This is a genomic window from Planosporangium spinosum (assembly GCF_049999945.1).
GTDB classification, from domain to species: Bacteria; Actinomycetota; Actinomycetes; order Mycobacteriales; family Micromonosporaceae; genus Planosporangium; species Planosporangium spinosum.
The window spans coordinates 1-14,126 of record NZ_JBLYUB010000025.1 but is presented as its reverse complement, the minus strand read 5'-3'; the positions used below and the strand labels follow the sequence as shown (position 1 = coordinate 14,126).

Sequence of the window (14,126 nt, the reverse complement as noted above, 5' to 3'; positions counted from 1 at the left end):
CCGCTACCGGTAACCGGCGGGCCCGTAGCCGGGCTGCGCCGGGGACGGGTACCCCGGCGCGGGGTGCCCCGGCACCGGATGGCCTGCGGGGCCGAGCACCACGGGTACCGGCACGACCGGCTGCGGCGGCGCGTCGGCCGCGCGTACCCCGCCGTCGGGGAAGGTCAGCTGGTAACGCGCGCCGTCCCAGCGGGCGCGGGACGCGTACGGGTCACGGCCCGTGAAGACCCGGCGGTACGCGTCGATCGCGGCGAGCAGCCGGCGCTCCTCGGCCAGCGTCTCGGCGGCTTCCGCGCCCTCGAGTCCGACCCCGCGGCTCATCCCGTCGCGCAGCAACGCCAGCCGGGTCGCGTCGAACTGGTAGGCGCGCATCGCCTTGGCCCCGGCGTCCCCGGCGACCCGCTTCGCCCAGCGCCGGGCGGCCAGCCGCCGCCCCAGGGTGCCCAGCGTCGCCGCCTCCGGTGGGGAGAACCAGCCGGCCCGCACGTACTCGCCGACGACCCGCTCGGTCAGCCGCCCCTCGGCGCCGCGCAGCCACAGGGCGAACCCGACCATCCCGAAGAAGATCGGCATCATCACCGCGACGTACCCGTACAGCATCACCAGCAGTTGACCCGACTCCTGGGTCAGGACGGCCATCAGGTTCCAGGTGCCGTGCAGCATCATCGCGACGATCAGCCCCGCTAGCGGGGTCAGCCAGCGCACCCTCCGGTCCCCGGCGCGGGCGGCGATACCCAGGCCGATCCCGGTCATCGAGGTGAACAGCGGATGGGCGAAGCCGCTCATCAGGATCCGGGCGATGAAGATGACGACCACGGCGGTGGCCCCGGCCAGCGGCCCGTTCTTGTCCGCGGTCGCCGCGTACCCGTGACCACCGAGGTAGAGGATGTTCTCCACCATCGCGAAGCCGGTCGCCGACAGGCCACAGTAGACGATGGCGTCGATCAGGCCGGAGTACGTGCGCCGGCGCACGGCGAACAGCAGGATCGGGCCGAGCGCCTTCATCGTCTCCTCGATGAACGGCGCGACGAGCACTCCGACCAGGCCGCCGGGCAGCCCCCAGGTGGCGAACAGCTTGCTCGCCACGGTGTTGACGACGAGCGCGACCCCGGTCGCCACACAGGCGCCCCAGCCGAAGCAGAACGCCAGGTACTTGACCGGCTCCGGCTCGTACCGGTCCAGCCACAGGAAGCAGAAGACCAGCAGCGGTACGGGCAGGATCGCGGCCACGATACCGACGGTGAGCGCGAGCGGGCCGATCTGCCATCCGACATAGGACAGGACCGCGAGGCCGCTGAGGGCGATCAGCGCGATCACGCCGCCGAGCATGGCGCCGCGGCGCCAGTCCAGGCGCCGCGGCGGCGGGGGCGCGGCCGCGAGCGCCATTCCGGGGCTGGGGTACGCGCCGGGCGGAGTGGGGTTGCCGGCGGGCGGCAGGTCGCTCATCCCGTCAGCGTAGTCAGCGCGGTCGGGCGGCAGGTTCCCGCACGGCCACCCTTGATCGGCACAACTTCCGGGACGTTGTGGCCTCAGCCCCCGGTCGAGGCCACGACTTCCCGGAAGTTGTGCCGATCTTCGGCGCCCAGCGGGGCGGGCGCCCCGGCCGGTGACGGCGTGGTCCGCGGAATCGCGAGCGCCACCACGGCACCGGCGGCGAGCACCACCGCACCGACCGCGGCCGCCGGTACGACGCCGTCGACGAACTGCTGTGCGGTGGCGTACCCGCCGCGCGCGGAGAAGATCGCACCGAGGACCGCGATACCGAGGACGGTGCCGAACTGGCGGACGGCGTTGGCGGTACCCGAGGCGACGCCCTCCAGCGGGGCGGGCACGAAGGCCAGGACGAGCCGGGTACTCGGGGCGAAGAACAGGCCCATGCCGGCGCCGGCGAGCACGAACGGACCGATCATGTGCGGGTACGGCAGGTCCGGCGAGGTGATCGCGGCGAGCCAGCCGACGCCGGCGGCCTGGAGGGCGAGGCCGAGGGCGACGATGCGCCGGCCGCCGATCCGGTCGGTCAGGATCCCCGCCACCGGCGCGGTGATCGCCGGCATGGCCGTCCACGGCAGCGTGCGCACCCCGGCGGCGAGCGGCGAGAGGTGCTGCACCCCCTGCATGAACTGGGCCAGCAGGAACACCGTGCCGAACATGCCGAACGACATCAGCAGCCCGACGGCCGTGGCGAGCGAGAACCCGCGGGAGGCGAACATCGACAGCGGCATCATGGGGGCGTCGGTACGGGCCTGCCACGCCACGAACGCCAGGAGCAGGACGCCGCCGCCGACCAGTCCGGCCAGCACCGACCCGCTGGTCCAGCCGTGGCCGTTGCCCCGCACGAGCCCGTACACGATCCCGAACAGCCCGGCGGTGACCAGCGCGGTACCGAGCGGGTCCAGGCGACCGGGGCGGCCCCGGCTGTCCCGGACGAGGGCGGTCAACGGCAGCAGGACCAGACCGACGGGAACGTTGATCCAGAAGATCCACTGCCACGACGCGTACTCGGTGACGGCGCCCCCGACGACCGGCCCGAGCGCGACGCCGAGGCCGCTCATCGCGCCCCACGCACCGAGGGCGCGACCGCGCCGGGCCGGCGGCACGACACCCACCAGCAACGTCAGTGACAACGGCAGGACGACCGCTCCACCGAGCCCCTGTACCGCCCGTGCCGCCACCAGTACGCCGATGTCCGGCGCCAGCGCGGCGACCGCCGACGCGGCGGTGAAGACGGCGAGCCCGGCGGCGAACAGGCGCCGACGGCCGACGCGGTCACCCAGCACCGCGGCGGTGAGCAGGAAGACCGCGAAGGTCAAGGTGTACGCGTTGACCGTCCACTCCAGCCCCTCGAGGCCGGTCCCGAGATCGGTACGGATCACCGGCAGCGCGTTGGTCACGACGAGGTTGTCCATCGCGGCCATGAAAACCGCCACCCCGGTGACGAGGTAGGTCCACCAGGACTTCGACACATCTCCCCCTAGTAAGTAATTAGTCACTAACTTCTGGGCGCAAAAAAAATTGGCGTCGGCCTCAGTCCGCGTCGTTGAACGCGTCCTCCAGCTGGTCCTGCATGCGCGGCAGCTCCACCGCCGCGAGCACATTGAGCAGCATGCCGCGCCCCATGAACGCGACCACCTGCTCGGTGTCCGCACCGGAGATCCGCTCCACCAGGTGCCACAGCTCCGACAGCCGCTTGCGCGCCAGCACCCGCACATCGCCGTCCTGGCAGGCCGCAGCCCAGGTCTGCAACTGCATCTGGAGGATCTCGCGGTTGTCGAGCAGTGAGTTGTAGGCATGGCCCATGTCGCGGAGCGCCTCCCCGCCGACCCGATCGCCGGCGGCGCGGGTGAACAGGTCACGCATGTCGTCGAAGCAGCGGTCGACCGTGGCGAGAAAGAGCGCCTTCTTCGACGGGAAGAGCCGGAACAGGTACGGCTGGGAGACCCCGACCCGGCGGGCGATCGCCTCCGTACTCGTGGCGGCGTAGCCCCCAGCGCCGAACTCGACCCGGGCCGCACGCAGCACCGCTTCGCGCCGCTCGGCGGCGCTCATGCGCGTACTTCCGCTACCCATGATCACTAAGTTAGTGGCTACTAACTAACTTGTCAATCGGGCACCCGAGGCCCCGGTTCACACAGCCCGCTCGTCAGGTCGCCGTACCGGGCCACCCGCTCCAGCACCACGGGCGCGGTCAGGCTGGCCGGCACCACCTTCCGGGACTCCACCTCTTCCCAGCGCAGCGGGGTCGACACCGTCGGGGTCGGCTGGGCCCGCAGCGAGTACGGGGCGACGGTGGTCTTCGCCGCGTTGTTCTGGCTCCAGTCGATGAAGACCTTGCCCGGGCGCAGGCTCCTGGTCATCCGCGACACGACCAGCTCCGGCGCGGCGCGCTCCAGCTCCCGGGCGACCCGCTTGGCGTACCCGCTGACCTCGTCGGCCGACTGCTCACCCGAGACCGGGCAGGCCAACTGCATACCCTTCCTGCCGGAGGTCTTCGGGTACGCGTCGATGCCGTCGGCCGCCAGCCGCTCCCGCATCAACAGCGCCACCTCGCAGCACTCCCGGATGCCGGCCGGCGGCCCCGGGTCCAGGTCAACCACCAGCAGGTCCGGGCCGGCCGCCCCGATCCGCCACTGCGGGACGTGCAGCTCCAGCGAGGCCAGGTTCGCCAGCCACACCAGCGTGGGCAGGTCGTCGCAGACGACATAGTCGATCGTCTCCCGACCCATACTCGACCCCGGCGCGGGCAGCCGCTCCAGGCGTACCCAGTCCGGCGTACCGGCCGGGGCGTTCTTCTCGAAGAAGCCCTTGGCGGCCACGCCGTCCGGGTACCGGATCCGGGTCACCGGGCGGTCGCGCAGGTGCGGCAGGAGCACCGGAGCGACCCGGGTGTAGTAGTCGATGACCTCGCCCTTGGTGAACCCGGCCTCCGGGTAGAACACCTTGTCCAGGTTGGACAGCTCCAGCTCGCGGCCGTCCACCCTGACCAGTACCCGATCACTCATCGACCACTTCTTCCGGGGTCTTGTCCGGCCGCAGCCGGAGGAACCGGGGGAAGCGTAGCCGGCCGTCCCGCGTTCGCTGTGCGAACCTCATCTCCACCACCTGCGGACGTACCCGGATCGCGGTTGGCGAATCCTCCCGGCGGGCGGCCGGCCGAACGGCAGGTCGGCCACGACGAGCGGGGACCGCACGCCGGCGCCCGTGGGCAGCGGGCCGGCGGCGGCGAGCATGGGCGCGAATGGCGAGCCGGACACCCCACCGATGCTAAGGACCCACCGCGAGCTGTCGATGGACAGTCGGAACGAAGATGACCTCGCGCGAAGCGCGCCCGCGATGCGATGCTGGGCATGCGTGCTGCTCAACGCACGTATCGACGGCGACCCTGAGGGGTAGGTAGCCCTCGGCTGCCTCGTGGGGCGTACGGGGCGCAGGGCGAAGGGGGATGTGCGGCGATGCGGTCCATCTGGAAGGGGGCGGTCTCCTTCGGGCTGGTGTCCATCTCGGTGCGGCTGTACTCGGCCACGGAGGAGAAGGACATCCGCTTCCACCAGGTCCACCGCGCCGACGGCGGCCGGATCCGCTACAAGCGGACCTGCTCGGTGTGCGGCGAGGAGGTCAGCTACGACGACATCGCCAAGGGGTACGACCTCGGCGGCGGCGAGATGGTGGTGCTGACCGACGACGACTTCGCCGACCTCCCGCTCGCCACCAGCCACGCGATCGACGTGCTGGAGTTCGTACCCGCCGAGCAGGTCGACCCGATCCTGTACGCCAAGGCGTACTACCTGGAGCCGGACGGCTCCGCGACCAAGCCGTACGTGCTGCTGCGCGACGCCCTCACCCGCACCGACCGGGTCGCGATCGTGAAGGTGGCGCTCCGCCAGCGCGAGCAGCTCGCCACCCTGCGGGTACGCGACGACGTGCTGGTGCTCAACACCATGCTGTGGCCGGACGAGGTACGCAAACCCGCGTTTGACTTCCTCGACGACGACATCGACGTGCGCCCGGCGGAACTGGCCATGGCCGGCTCGCTGATCGAGTCGATGGCGGCGGACTTCGAGCCCACGGCCTACACCGACGACTACCGGGCGGCGTTGCAGGAGGTCATCGACGCCAAGGTCGGCGGCCGCGAGGTGGTGGCGCCCGAGGCGGAGGAACCGGCACCGGCCGGCGCGATCGACCTGATGGCCGCGCTGCGCGCCTCCGTGGAGCGGGCCCGCGCCGCCCGGGGCGAGGCCGCCGGCGACCACGCCGACGCCACCCCGATCAGGTCGGCCGAGTCGACCGCGACCGGTCAGGGCCGCACCGCGACGTCCGGCGGGTCGGACCGGTCGCACACGGCCGCCCCGGCGAAGAACACGTCCGGGAAGGCGGCTGCCAAGAAGGCGGCCCCGGCCAGGAAGGCCGCGCCCGCAAAGGCCACCGCCACCAAGAAGACGGCCGCCGCGAAGACCGCCGAACCCGCGAAGAAGACGGCGGCCAAGAAGACCGCGGCCCGCAAGTCCGCCTGACCCACCAGCTCCCGCCCCCCATGATCACGGAAACATCTCCGGGTCCCGGCACGGACGAAACTCCGTGATCATGGGATATGGGGCGGGCGGGGCGGGGCGGTCAGCCCCGGAAGACGGAGACGAGCTCGCCCAGCCGGTCGGCGGTCGCGGTCAGGTCGACGACCGTCCGGTGCGTCTCCACCGAGGCGGCGCGTACGTCCTTGGCGGCGTCACCGACCGTACCGATCGACTCGCTGATGCGCGCGGAGCTGGTGCTGACCGTACCGGCGCCGTGCGCCATGGCCCCGATCGTCGCGGTCTGCTCCTCGATCGCGCTGGCGATGCTGGTCTGGTGCTCGGCGATGAACCGGATGACCTCGGCGAAGCCGGTCACCGCGGCCACCGCCTCGTCGGTGTCGCCCTGGATGGCCTCCACCCGCCGGGAGATCTCCTCGGTGGCCGTGGCCGTCATCTGCGCCAGCTCCTTCACCTCGCCGGCCACGATCGCGAAGCCGCGCCCGGCCTCGCCGGCCCGGGCGGCCTCGATGGTCGCGTTCAGGGCGAGCAGGTTGGTCTGCGCGGCGATGGCGTTGATCGAGCGCACCACCTCGCCGATCGCCTGACTGGACTCACGCAGCCGCTCCACGTTCTCGGTGGCCTGCGCCACGCTGGTCACGGCACCGTCGGTGGACCGGGACACGGCGGTGGTGTCGGCGCTGACCTCACCGATCGCCTGCCGCAGCTGCTGCGTACCGGTGGCGATCGACTCCACCTCCTGGCTGGCCTGCCGGGACGACTCCGCCGCCAGCTCCAGCTCGGTCGCGGTGGAGTCGGCGGCCGCGGCCATGGTGTCGCTGGCCGACCTCAGCGCGGACGACGACGCGGTCAGCTCGTCGATCGCCTGCCGGATGCCGTGCACGGTCGCCTGGAACTGGCCGATCATCGTGTTGAAGGCCAGCCCCATCTTGTGCAGTTCGTCCCTGCCGGGGATGTTCATCCGCGGCGACAGGTCTCCGGTGGAAGCGACCATGATCACGGTCGCGGCGTGCTTCAGCGTACGGACGATGCTCACCCACGTCGACATCTGCAGGTAGAGGCCGGCCGGCACGAGCACGACCGGCACCCACAGCGCCAGCGCGGCCAACTGGTCGAGCGCGGCGCGGGCCGGCGAGCCCGCCGGGAGCCCCGCGGCGACCTCGTGCGCCACCGAGCGCGCGTACAGGCCCAGCGCGAGGAAGCCGCCGCACAGGAAGAGCAGTGCGAGCGAGGTACGCAGCTTGGTCGGCAGGCGCTCGACGAGAGTGAACACGGTGACTCCTCAGCCGGGTACGGGCGGACCGGGTACGGGTAATTCGCCATCGACCGGCGCCGCACCCGACTGAAGAGCATGTGACTCAGCACACTGCACTACTCCGCGAGCTGCACCACATCCAGCCCACCGTCGGCATACCGCGCGCGCACCACCTTCTTGTCGAACTTGCCGACGCTGGTCTTGGGCACCGTCTCGATGAACGCCCACCGCTCCGGCAGCTGCCAGCGGGCGACCTTGGTCGCGAGGAACTCGCACAGCTCGTCGGCGGTCGCCGTCGCACCCTCCCGGAGCACCACCGTGGCCAGCGGCCGCTCGCTCCACTTCTCGTCGGGTACGCCGACGACGCACGCCTCCAGTACCGCCGGATGCGCCATCAGGGCGTTCTCCAGATCGACCGAGCTGATCCACTCCCCGCCGGACTTGATGACGTCCTTGGCGCGGTCGGTCAGGGTGAGGTAGCCGTCGGCGGACAGCGTGCCGACGTCGCCGGTACGCAGCCAGCCGTCGCGGAACTTCTCCGGGTCGGGCTCGCTCTCCCCCAGGTACCGTTCGGTGATCCACGGGCCGCGGACCTCCAGCTCGCCCACGGCCCTGCCATCGGCGGGCAGCGGTTCGCCGAGCGGCCCCACGATGCGGGCCTCCACCGAGGCCGGGATCCGGCCTTGGGTGTACCGGTAGGACCAGGCCTCCTCGGGGGTGACCCCGGCCGGCGGGCGGGCGATCGAGCCCAGCGGGGACATCTCAGTCATGCCCCAGGCGTGGATGATCTCGATGTCGTACCGCTCGGAGAACGCGTGCATCAGCGCCGGCGGGCAGGCCGAGCCGCCGACCACGACCTCCTTGAGCGACGAGACGTCCGCCGGGTGGGTGTCGAGGTACGCCAGCAGGTCGTTCCAGATCGTCGGGACGGCGCCGCCGTGGGTCGGCCTGACCTGCGTGATCATCTCCGCGAGCGGTGCCGCCTGGAGGAAACGGTCGGGCATCAGCAGCGAGGCGCCGCCCATGAAGGAGGCGTACGGCAGCCCCCACGCCATGGCGTGGAACATCGGCACGATGACCAGTTCCGTGTCGGTAGGGCCGAGCCCGAACGTCTCGGCCATGCACACCTCCATGGAGTGCAGCCAGATGGAGCGGTGCGAGTAGGCCACGCCCTTGGGGTTGCCGGTGGTACCCGAGGTGTAGCAGAGCGCGGCGGCGTCGTTCTCGTCGACGACCGGCCAGTCGTACCGGTCGGGCCGGCCGGCGAGCAGGTCGTCCCAGCGGTGCACGGTCACGTGCGACGCGGCGTCCAGCGGCGCGGTGTCGCCGGCCCCGACCACGACGACGTGCTCGACCGTGGACAACTGCGGCAGCACCCGGGCCAGCAGCGGGATCAGCGTCCCGTCGACGATGACGACCTTGTCCTCGGCGTGGTTGGCGATGTAGACGACCTGCTCCGGGAAGAGCCGGATGTTGAGGGTGTGGAGTACGGCACCCATGCTGGGCACGGCGAAGTACGCGACGAGGTGCTCGGCGTTGTTCCACATGAACGTGGCGACCCGCTGGTCGCCGGTGACCCCGAGATCGTCACGCAGGGCGTGGGCCAACCGCGCCGCCTGGCGACCGATGTCGGCGAAGGAGGTCCGGCGCGGCCCCGACGCGGTCCAGGTGATCACCTCGGCGGCGCCGTGGACGGTCCTACCGTGCTCCAGAAGCCGCGACACCAGCAACGGCGTCGGCATCATCGTGCTCTTCATACCCAGACGTTAGTGGTGCGCGTCACACATGTGGAAGGTCCGATCGGGCAGGTCCACCGGTTGGTGATCAAAGACGGGCTGCCCGGCCCCCTCACCGGGGACCGGGCAGCCCAACCTGATTGCGGCCGACGTCAGGTCATCATCGCGGCCGGGGTGCCGCGATCAGATCATTGCGGCCTTGGCCTCCATGTCGGCGGCGGCGTCCTCCTCGGTCGCGGGGGCCGGCCCGGGCCCGCCGCCCCGCAGCACGCCGTTGGGCAGCGCCACGCACAGGAGCACCGCGAGCAGCGTGACCCCGGCCGAGACGAGGAACAGCGGGTGCAGGGAGGCGACGAAGCCCTCCTCGATCGCGCGGCGTACCAGGTCCGGCAACGCCTTGATCGACTTGGGGTCGTTGATCGAGACACCACCCGACATCGCGCCGGCCATCTTCTGCTGGGCCTGCGCCGGAAGCTGGCGGACGGCCTCCATCACGCGCGGCTGAAGCTCGGTCGCCAGTCGGTTGGTCATGATCGCACCCAGGGCCGCCACGCCGAACGAACCACCCAGCGACCGGAAGAACGTGGCCGTGGCCGTACCCGCACCCATGTCGCGCAGGTCGAGGGCGTTCTGCACGGCGAGGACCAGCGGCTGCATCGACAGGCCCAGGCCGATACCGATGATCACCATCGGGATGAACGACAGTCCCACCGCGGTGTCCACGCCGATGAAGGCGAAGATCACCATGCCGAGGGCCATCACCAGCGTGCCGGCGACGGTGAACCACTTGTACCGGCCGATCTTGCTGATCATCTGACCGGAGATGATCGACGTGAAGATGATGCCGACCATCATCGGCAGCATCAGCAGGCCGGAACTCGTGGGCGTCGCACCCTTGACGATCTGCAGGTACAGCGGCACGTAGATGATCGAGCCGAACATGCCGAAGCCGAGGATGAAGCCGGCGGCGTTGGCGATCGAGAAGGTCGGCCGGCGGAACAGCCGCAGCGGCAGGATCGGCTCGCTGGCCCGCGACTCGACGAACACGAAGATCGCGCTCAGGATGGCCCCGACGGCGAGCAGGCCGATGATGACCGGCGAGCTCCAGGCGTACCCGTTGGGCTCCTTCTGCCCGCCCCAGGACAGCGCCAGCAGGATCGCACTCACGCCCGACACCAGCAACGCGGCGCCCAGCCAGTCGATCTTGTGGTCACGCTTGGAGTGCGGCAGCATCCGCAGCACGTGGTTGGACAGGAACAGCGCCGCGATGCCGATCGGCAGGTTGATGTAGAAGATCCAGCGCCAGTTGTGCTCGGCGAAGTACCCGCCGGCCAGCGGACCGGCCACCGACGACAGGCCGAACACCGCACCGAACAGGCCCTGGTAGCGGCCCCGCTCCCGGGGCGGCACCGCGTCGGAGATGATCGTGAAGGCCAGGGTCATCAGGCCGCCGGCGCCCAGGCCCTGGATCCCGCGGAACACGATCAGCGACACCATGTTCTGCGAGAGGCCGGCCAGCAGCGAGCCGACCAGGAACGTCACGATCGCGAACAGGAAGATCGGGCGCCGTCCGTACAGGTCGCTGACCTTGCCGTACAGCGGGGTGGAGGCCGTGGAGGCCAGCAGGTAGGCCGTCACGACCCAGGAGTAGTGCTCGATCCCGCCCAGCTTGCCGATGATTGTCGGCAGCGCCGTACCGACGATCGTCTGGTCGAGCGCGGCGAGCAGCATGCCGGCCATCAGACCGAACATCAGCAACAGGATCTGTCTGTGGGTGAGCCTGGAAGGTTCGGTCGCGGTCGTGGTCGTGGTCATTCCCTCTCCATCCCGGCGCTCGCCGGCGAGTTCTTCTCCATGGCCTCGTTCTTCTTGTCCATGGCCTCGTTCTTCTTGTCCATGGCCTCGTTCTTCTTGTCCATGGCCTCGTTCTTCTTGTCCATGGCCTCGGTCTCCGTGGTCTCGCTCTTCTTCACGGCCTCGGTTTCCATGGCCTCGTTGAGCCGGGCGAAGAGTCGCGCGAACTCCCGCCGCTCGGCCGGTGTCCAGTCCGCCATGAGCTGCTTGAGCGCCCCCAGCCACCGCTCGCGGTGCGCGGCGAGGACCTTCGCCCCGGTCAGCGTGATCTCGATCAGGCTCGCCCGGCGGTCGGTCGGGTCCGGTGCCTTCCGGACCAGCCCGGCCGTCTCCAGCGCCGCCACCTGGCGGCTCGCCGTCGACATGTCGACGCACAGTTCGCCGGCCAGGGTGGACAACCGCTCGGGGCCGCCGGTCGCGATCCGCCCGAGCACCCCGTACGCCGCACGCTCGAGCGCGGGGCCTGAGGTGTCGAACGAAATGCTCTGGTAGAAACGCTCAGCTCGGCGGAAGAAGAGGCCGAACTGTCGACCGATCGCGACGTACTCGTCGTACTCGTCGTCCGAGCACCCGTCATGCGGCACCGTTCACCCTCCCCCCGTTAGTTGTTTGATACAACCATCGGCCAGGTGGGCGGCCGACGCGAACGCTTTTTGTGCGAGCTACGTCACCGCTCTCGACACTCCACCGCTTGCGGGTCACCGTTTGGCGCGCACAGTCGCGCCGCTCGCGCCGCTCGCCGGCTTCGTCCCCATCCCGGCGAGCTGCGTCGTCCCCTACGACGCCGGTACCCAGCGCCGACCGACTTGCACCTGCCGGCACCGGTCGAGGCTCGAGCCCATTGGCCGGGTGGATTCGCGAGTAGGCTGACGCGACGTCCAACCCGCTGCATGGGATGGAGACGCGATGCCGCGACGAGCAGGTGATAACCCCGGAGTCAGCGAACGGATCCGTACCCGACGGCAACTACGTGGCTGGAGTGTCCGCCACGCCGCCGACCGGGCCGGCATCAGCGCGTCAACGTGGTCGAGGATCGAACGCGGCCTGCGTACCGTCGACAACCGGTTCATGCTCGCCGACATCGCGAACGCGCTCGGATGCTCGGTGGCCGATCTCACCGGGCAGCCTGCCCTCACCAGTGACCCGCTGATCGCCGCCGCCGATGCGTGCGTGCCGCTGATCCGCCAGGCTTTGATCGAAACCGCGCCGGACGAGCCGGCAACACGGTCAGCACCACCGATGGCCGTGCTCGAACAGCGGGTAGCGCTCGCCCGCGACCTGTACCGCAGATGCGATCACGCGGGGCTCGGCCGGATGCTTCCCGGAGTACTCCTCGACCTGCACGCCGCCGCCAGTTCCGGCACGGGCGCTCGGGCGGCACTCGGATTGTCGGTCCAGGCACATCTGGTCACCATGGCTGCACTCAAGCACTTCGGGCATCCGGCAGAGGCCTGGTTGGCCGCGGAACGCGGGCGAGAGGCCGCCCAACGCCTGGAGAACCCGGTCGCGCTCGCCGTAGCAGAATTCGGACGCACCTGCGCGGCGACCGGATGCGACGGGTATCGGCGCGCACACACCCTGGCGGTCCGTGGCATCGATGCGCTCGACGGACACCTGGCAGATCCGCTGGCTCTCGAAGCGCTCGGACTCCTGACATTGCGGACAGCCTTCTCCTCGGCCGCGCTGAAAGATCCCGACCGATCGCGCGAGGGATTCGCCGAGGCCCGGCGGATCGCGGTGCGGACCGGCGAGAGCCATTCGTGGGACATGTTCTTCGGCCCGACCAACGTCGACGTCTGGCGGATCGGCGTCGAGACCGACCTGGGTCGACCGGGACTGGCCGTGGAGATCGCCCGCAAGGTGAATCCGGTGACGTTCGGCGCAGCCGTTCGCCAGTCCGCCTTCTACCTCGACACTGCCCGTGCGCTCGCGCGTGCCCGCAAGGACCGGGAAGCGGTCCGGATGCTGCTCACCGCAGAACGCCTCGCGCCCCAGCGGGTACGCGTGATGCCACTCGCCCGGGAGACCGCCCGGGGGCTGCTGGAGCGTGCCCAGCAGCGCACCGACGCGGCCGAGCTACGCGGATTCGCCGAGCGGGCAGGAATCGCCGTCTGAGCGCCGTTGCCAATTGGCAACGGGGCAGGGCGACCGCCGCCCCACGCTTACGTGTGGACGCGGCGGTCGGATGATCCGCACCTGGCCCGGCCGCCGCGCTCCCCGTATCGAGGGAGGCGACGATGGACGGCAGGGTCGAGGCGTACCAGGTGCTCGTCGACCACCAGCCGGTGAAGCGCTGGTTCGGGTGGCGGCTGGTCTGCGCCCGGTGCGGCGTCCGGTACCGGTGCCCGGCGGTCGTCGCGGCTCTCGACGAGCTGGCCGGTCGCGCCGGTGAGTGGTGGCGAGCGTGAGCGCCCACCAGCCGCTGCGCCCGAACTGGCCGTGCGCCGGCTGCGGGTACCCGTGGCCGTGCCCGTCGCGGCGGCGCCAACTGCTGGCCGAGTACGCGCACGCCCCCGCGTCGCTGGCCGTGGTACTGGGTACGGCGTTCGTCGAGGCGGCCGCCGACCTGCGCGGCGTGCCGGCCGGGGAGCTGCACGACCGGTTCGTGGGCTGGCTCCCCGGGGCGAGGACCCGGGAGTACCCGAGCTGAGCTGTCTCCACAGCCTGTGGATGGAACATGTGTACGACGATCCGGTGCGGTCCGGAGGGGCACACCGGACCGGGGAAGCGACCACACGGCCCCGCCGCCATGTCCACGCCCACCCGTGCGACCTCGTCATGCGGGGCCGCCCGCCGCCGTCGGCCCACCGCTCCCGACCGGCCTCACTTCCACTTGCCGTGATCCAGCGGCGGGGCAGACTCGATCAAATGGGACCGAAAGCCGGACGACCTGCGGCGACGCCTGTCGTTCTTGGCCGACCTTGGTCACTGCTGGTCTGCGTTCTACGGCCTGGAGACGGCCTGATCTTGGTCCTGCCCCGGCCTCGCCGAGCCTGAACCTACGGAGTACCGGCAGGGCGGTCAGGATCGGTGTGAGCCGTTGTGGTGCAACGCCCTACGGGTGGCTGCGGTCGGCCATGGCCGGCGCGATTGCTGTACTTCGCTGCTGTACAGCAGGTGCCCGCGCCGCCGGCTGCGTCCACGGAGATGGTGTACGACGGGCTCGTTGATGAGCGTGTCGTGATGTAGGAGACGGCCACCGCGTAGATCCTTCGAGACGGCTAAGTCACAAACCGAAGGAGACGAACGCGATGGCCG

The 14,126-nt window shown here is 70.6% G+C and carries 13 protein-coding genes; 4 read left to right on the top strand and 9 right to left on the bottom strand.

Annotated features, from left to right (window positions below; all coding sequences use genetic code 11):
- Positions 1-3: 3 nt before the first annotated feature.
- The 5 genes from ACNTMW_RS26615 to ACNTMW_RS26595 all read right to left on the bottom strand — a co-directional run bounded on the left by ACNTMW_RS26615 (position 4) and on the right by ACNTMW_RS26595 (position 4,737).
- On the bottom strand, positions 4-1,446 hold the full coding sequence (locus ACNTMW_RS26615) for a PrsW family intramembrane metalloprotease (RefSeq protein ID WP_426636572.1): 1,443 nt from the start codon (positions 1,444-1,446) through the stop codon (positions 4-6).
- Positions 1,447-1,529: 83 nt separating this feature from the next.
- Positions 1,530-2,963, bottom strand: a complete 1,434-nt coding sequence (locus ACNTMW_RS26610) for an MFS transporter (protein WP_426636571.1) — start codon at positions 2,961-2,963, stop codon at positions 1,530-1,532.
- Between the two features lie 61 nt (positions 2,964-3,024).
- A complete protein-coding gene (locus ACNTMW_RS26605; RefSeq protein ID WP_426636570.1) occupies positions 3,025-3,567 on the bottom strand; it encodes a TetR/AcrR family transcriptional regulator in 543 nt (180 codons plus the stop codon).
- A gap of 32 nt (positions 3,568-3,599) precedes the next feature.
- Positions 3,600-4,499, bottom strand: a complete 900-nt coding sequence (gene ligD / locus ACNTMW_RS26600) for a non-homologous end-joining DNA ligase (RefSeq protein ID WP_426636569.1) — start codon at positions 4,497-4,499, stop codon at positions 3,600-3,602.
- On the bottom strand, positions 4,492-4,737 hold the full coding sequence (locus ACNTMW_RS26595; RefSeq protein WP_483428540.1) for an ATP dependent DNA ligase: 246 nt from the start codon (positions 4,735-4,737) through the stop codon (positions 4,492-4,494). Before ACNTMW_RS26595 ends, ligD begins: the two co-directional genes overlap by 8 nt.
- A gap of 212 nt (positions 4,738-4,949) precedes the next feature.
- Here ACNTMW_RS26595 and ku point away from each other — a divergent pair, with 212 nt between their 5' ends.
- The gene (gene ku, locus ACNTMW_RS26590) at positions 4,950-6,008 is read left to right on the top strand and encodes a non-homologous end joining protein Ku (protein ID WP_426636567.1); all 1,059 of its coding nucleotides are present in this window, start codon (positions 4,950-4,952) and stop codon (positions 6,006-6,008) included.
- 100 nt (positions 6,009-6,108) lie between these two features.
- Here the strand turns inward: ku and ACNTMW_RS26585 are convergent, their stop codons facing one another.
- The 4 genes from ACNTMW_RS26585 to ACNTMW_RS26570 all read right to left on the bottom strand — a co-directional run bounded on the left by ACNTMW_RS26585 (position 6,109) and on the right by ACNTMW_RS26570 (position 11,452).
- On the bottom strand, positions 6,109-7,296 hold the full coding sequence (locus ACNTMW_RS26585) for a methyl-accepting chemotaxis protein (RefSeq protein ID WP_426636566.1): 1,188 nt from the start codon (positions 7,294-7,296) through the stop codon (positions 6,109-6,111).
- A gap of 98 nt (positions 7,297-7,394) precedes the next feature.
- On the bottom strand, positions 7,395-9,035 hold the full coding sequence (locus ACNTMW_RS26580; protein WP_426636565.1) for a fatty acid--CoA ligase: 1,641 nt from the start codon (positions 9,033-9,035) through the stop codon (positions 7,395-7,397).
- Between the two features lie 162 nt (positions 9,036-9,197).
- A complete protein-coding gene (locus ACNTMW_RS26575; RefSeq protein ID WP_426636564.1) occupies positions 9,198-10,829 on the bottom strand; it encodes an MDR family MFS transporter in 1,632 nt (543 codons plus the stop codon).
- Positions 10,826-11,452, bottom strand: a complete 627-nt coding sequence (locus ACNTMW_RS26570; RefSeq protein WP_426636563.1) for a MarR family winged helix-turn-helix transcriptional regulator — start codon at positions 11,450-11,452, stop codon at positions 10,826-10,828. The genes ACNTMW_RS26575 and ACNTMW_RS26570 overlap by 4 nt, the downstream gene beginning before the upstream one ends.
- A gap of 322 nt (positions 11,453-11,774) precedes the next feature.
- On the opposite strand from ACNTMW_RS26570, the gene ACNTMW_RS26565 reads away from it, so the two are divergent.
- The 3 genes from ACNTMW_RS26565 (at position 11,775) to ACNTMW_RS26555 (ending at position 13,518) form a co-directional block, all read left to right on the top strand.
- Positions 11,775-12,983, top strand: coding sequence for a helix-turn-helix domain-containing protein (locus tag ACNTMW_RS26565; protein ID WP_426636562.1), 1,209 nt, complete (start codon positions 11,775-11,777; stop codon positions 12,981-12,983).
- Between the two features lie 122 nt (positions 12,984-13,105).
- On the top strand, positions 13,106-13,276 hold the full coding sequence (locus ACNTMW_RS26560) for a hypothetical protein (RefSeq protein ID WP_426636561.1): 171 nt from the start codon (positions 13,106-13,108) through the stop codon (positions 13,274-13,276).
- Complete coding sequence (locus ACNTMW_RS26555; protein WP_426636560.1) at positions 13,273-13,518, top strand: hypothetical protein; 246 nt, start codon at positions 13,273-13,275, stop codon at positions 13,516-13,518. The genes ACNTMW_RS26560 and ACNTMW_RS26555 overlap by 4 nt, the downstream gene beginning before the upstream one ends.
- The last annotated feature ends 608 nt before the right edge of the window (positions 13,519-14,126 follow it).

Coding starts and splice junctions, on each gene's coding strand:
- ACNTMW_RS26615 (WP_426636572.1), bottom strand. CDS start 1,446: ATGAGCGACCTGCCGCCCGCCGGCAACCCCACTCCGCCCGGCGCGTAC.
- ACNTMW_RS26580 (WP_426636565.1), bottom strand. CDS start 9,035: ATGAAGAGCACGATGATGCCGACGCCGTTGCTGGTGTCGCGGCTTCTG.
- ACNTMW_RS26560 (WP_426636561.1), top strand. CDS start 13,106: ATGGACGGCAGGGTCGAGGCGTACCAGGTGCTCGTCGACCACCAGCCG.
- ku (WP_426636567.1), top strand. CDS start 4,950: ATGCGGTCCATCTGGAAGGGGGCGGTCTCCTTCGGGCTGGTGTCCATC.
- ligD (WP_426636569.1), bottom strand. CDS start 4,499: ATGAGTGATCGGGTACTGGTCAGGGTGGACGGCCGCGAGCTGGAGCTG.
- ACNTMW_RS26565 (WP_426636562.1), top strand. CDS start 11,775: ATGCCGCGACGAGCAGGTGATAACCCCGGAGTCAGCGAACGGATCCGT.
- ACNTMW_RS26575 (WP_426636564.1), bottom strand. CDS start 10,829: ATGACCACGACCACGACCGCGACCGAACCTTCCAGGCTCACCCACAGA.
- ACNTMW_RS26605 (WP_426636570.1), bottom strand. CDS start 3,567: ATGGGTAGCGGAAGTACGCGCATGAGCGCCGCCGAGCGGCGCGAAGCG.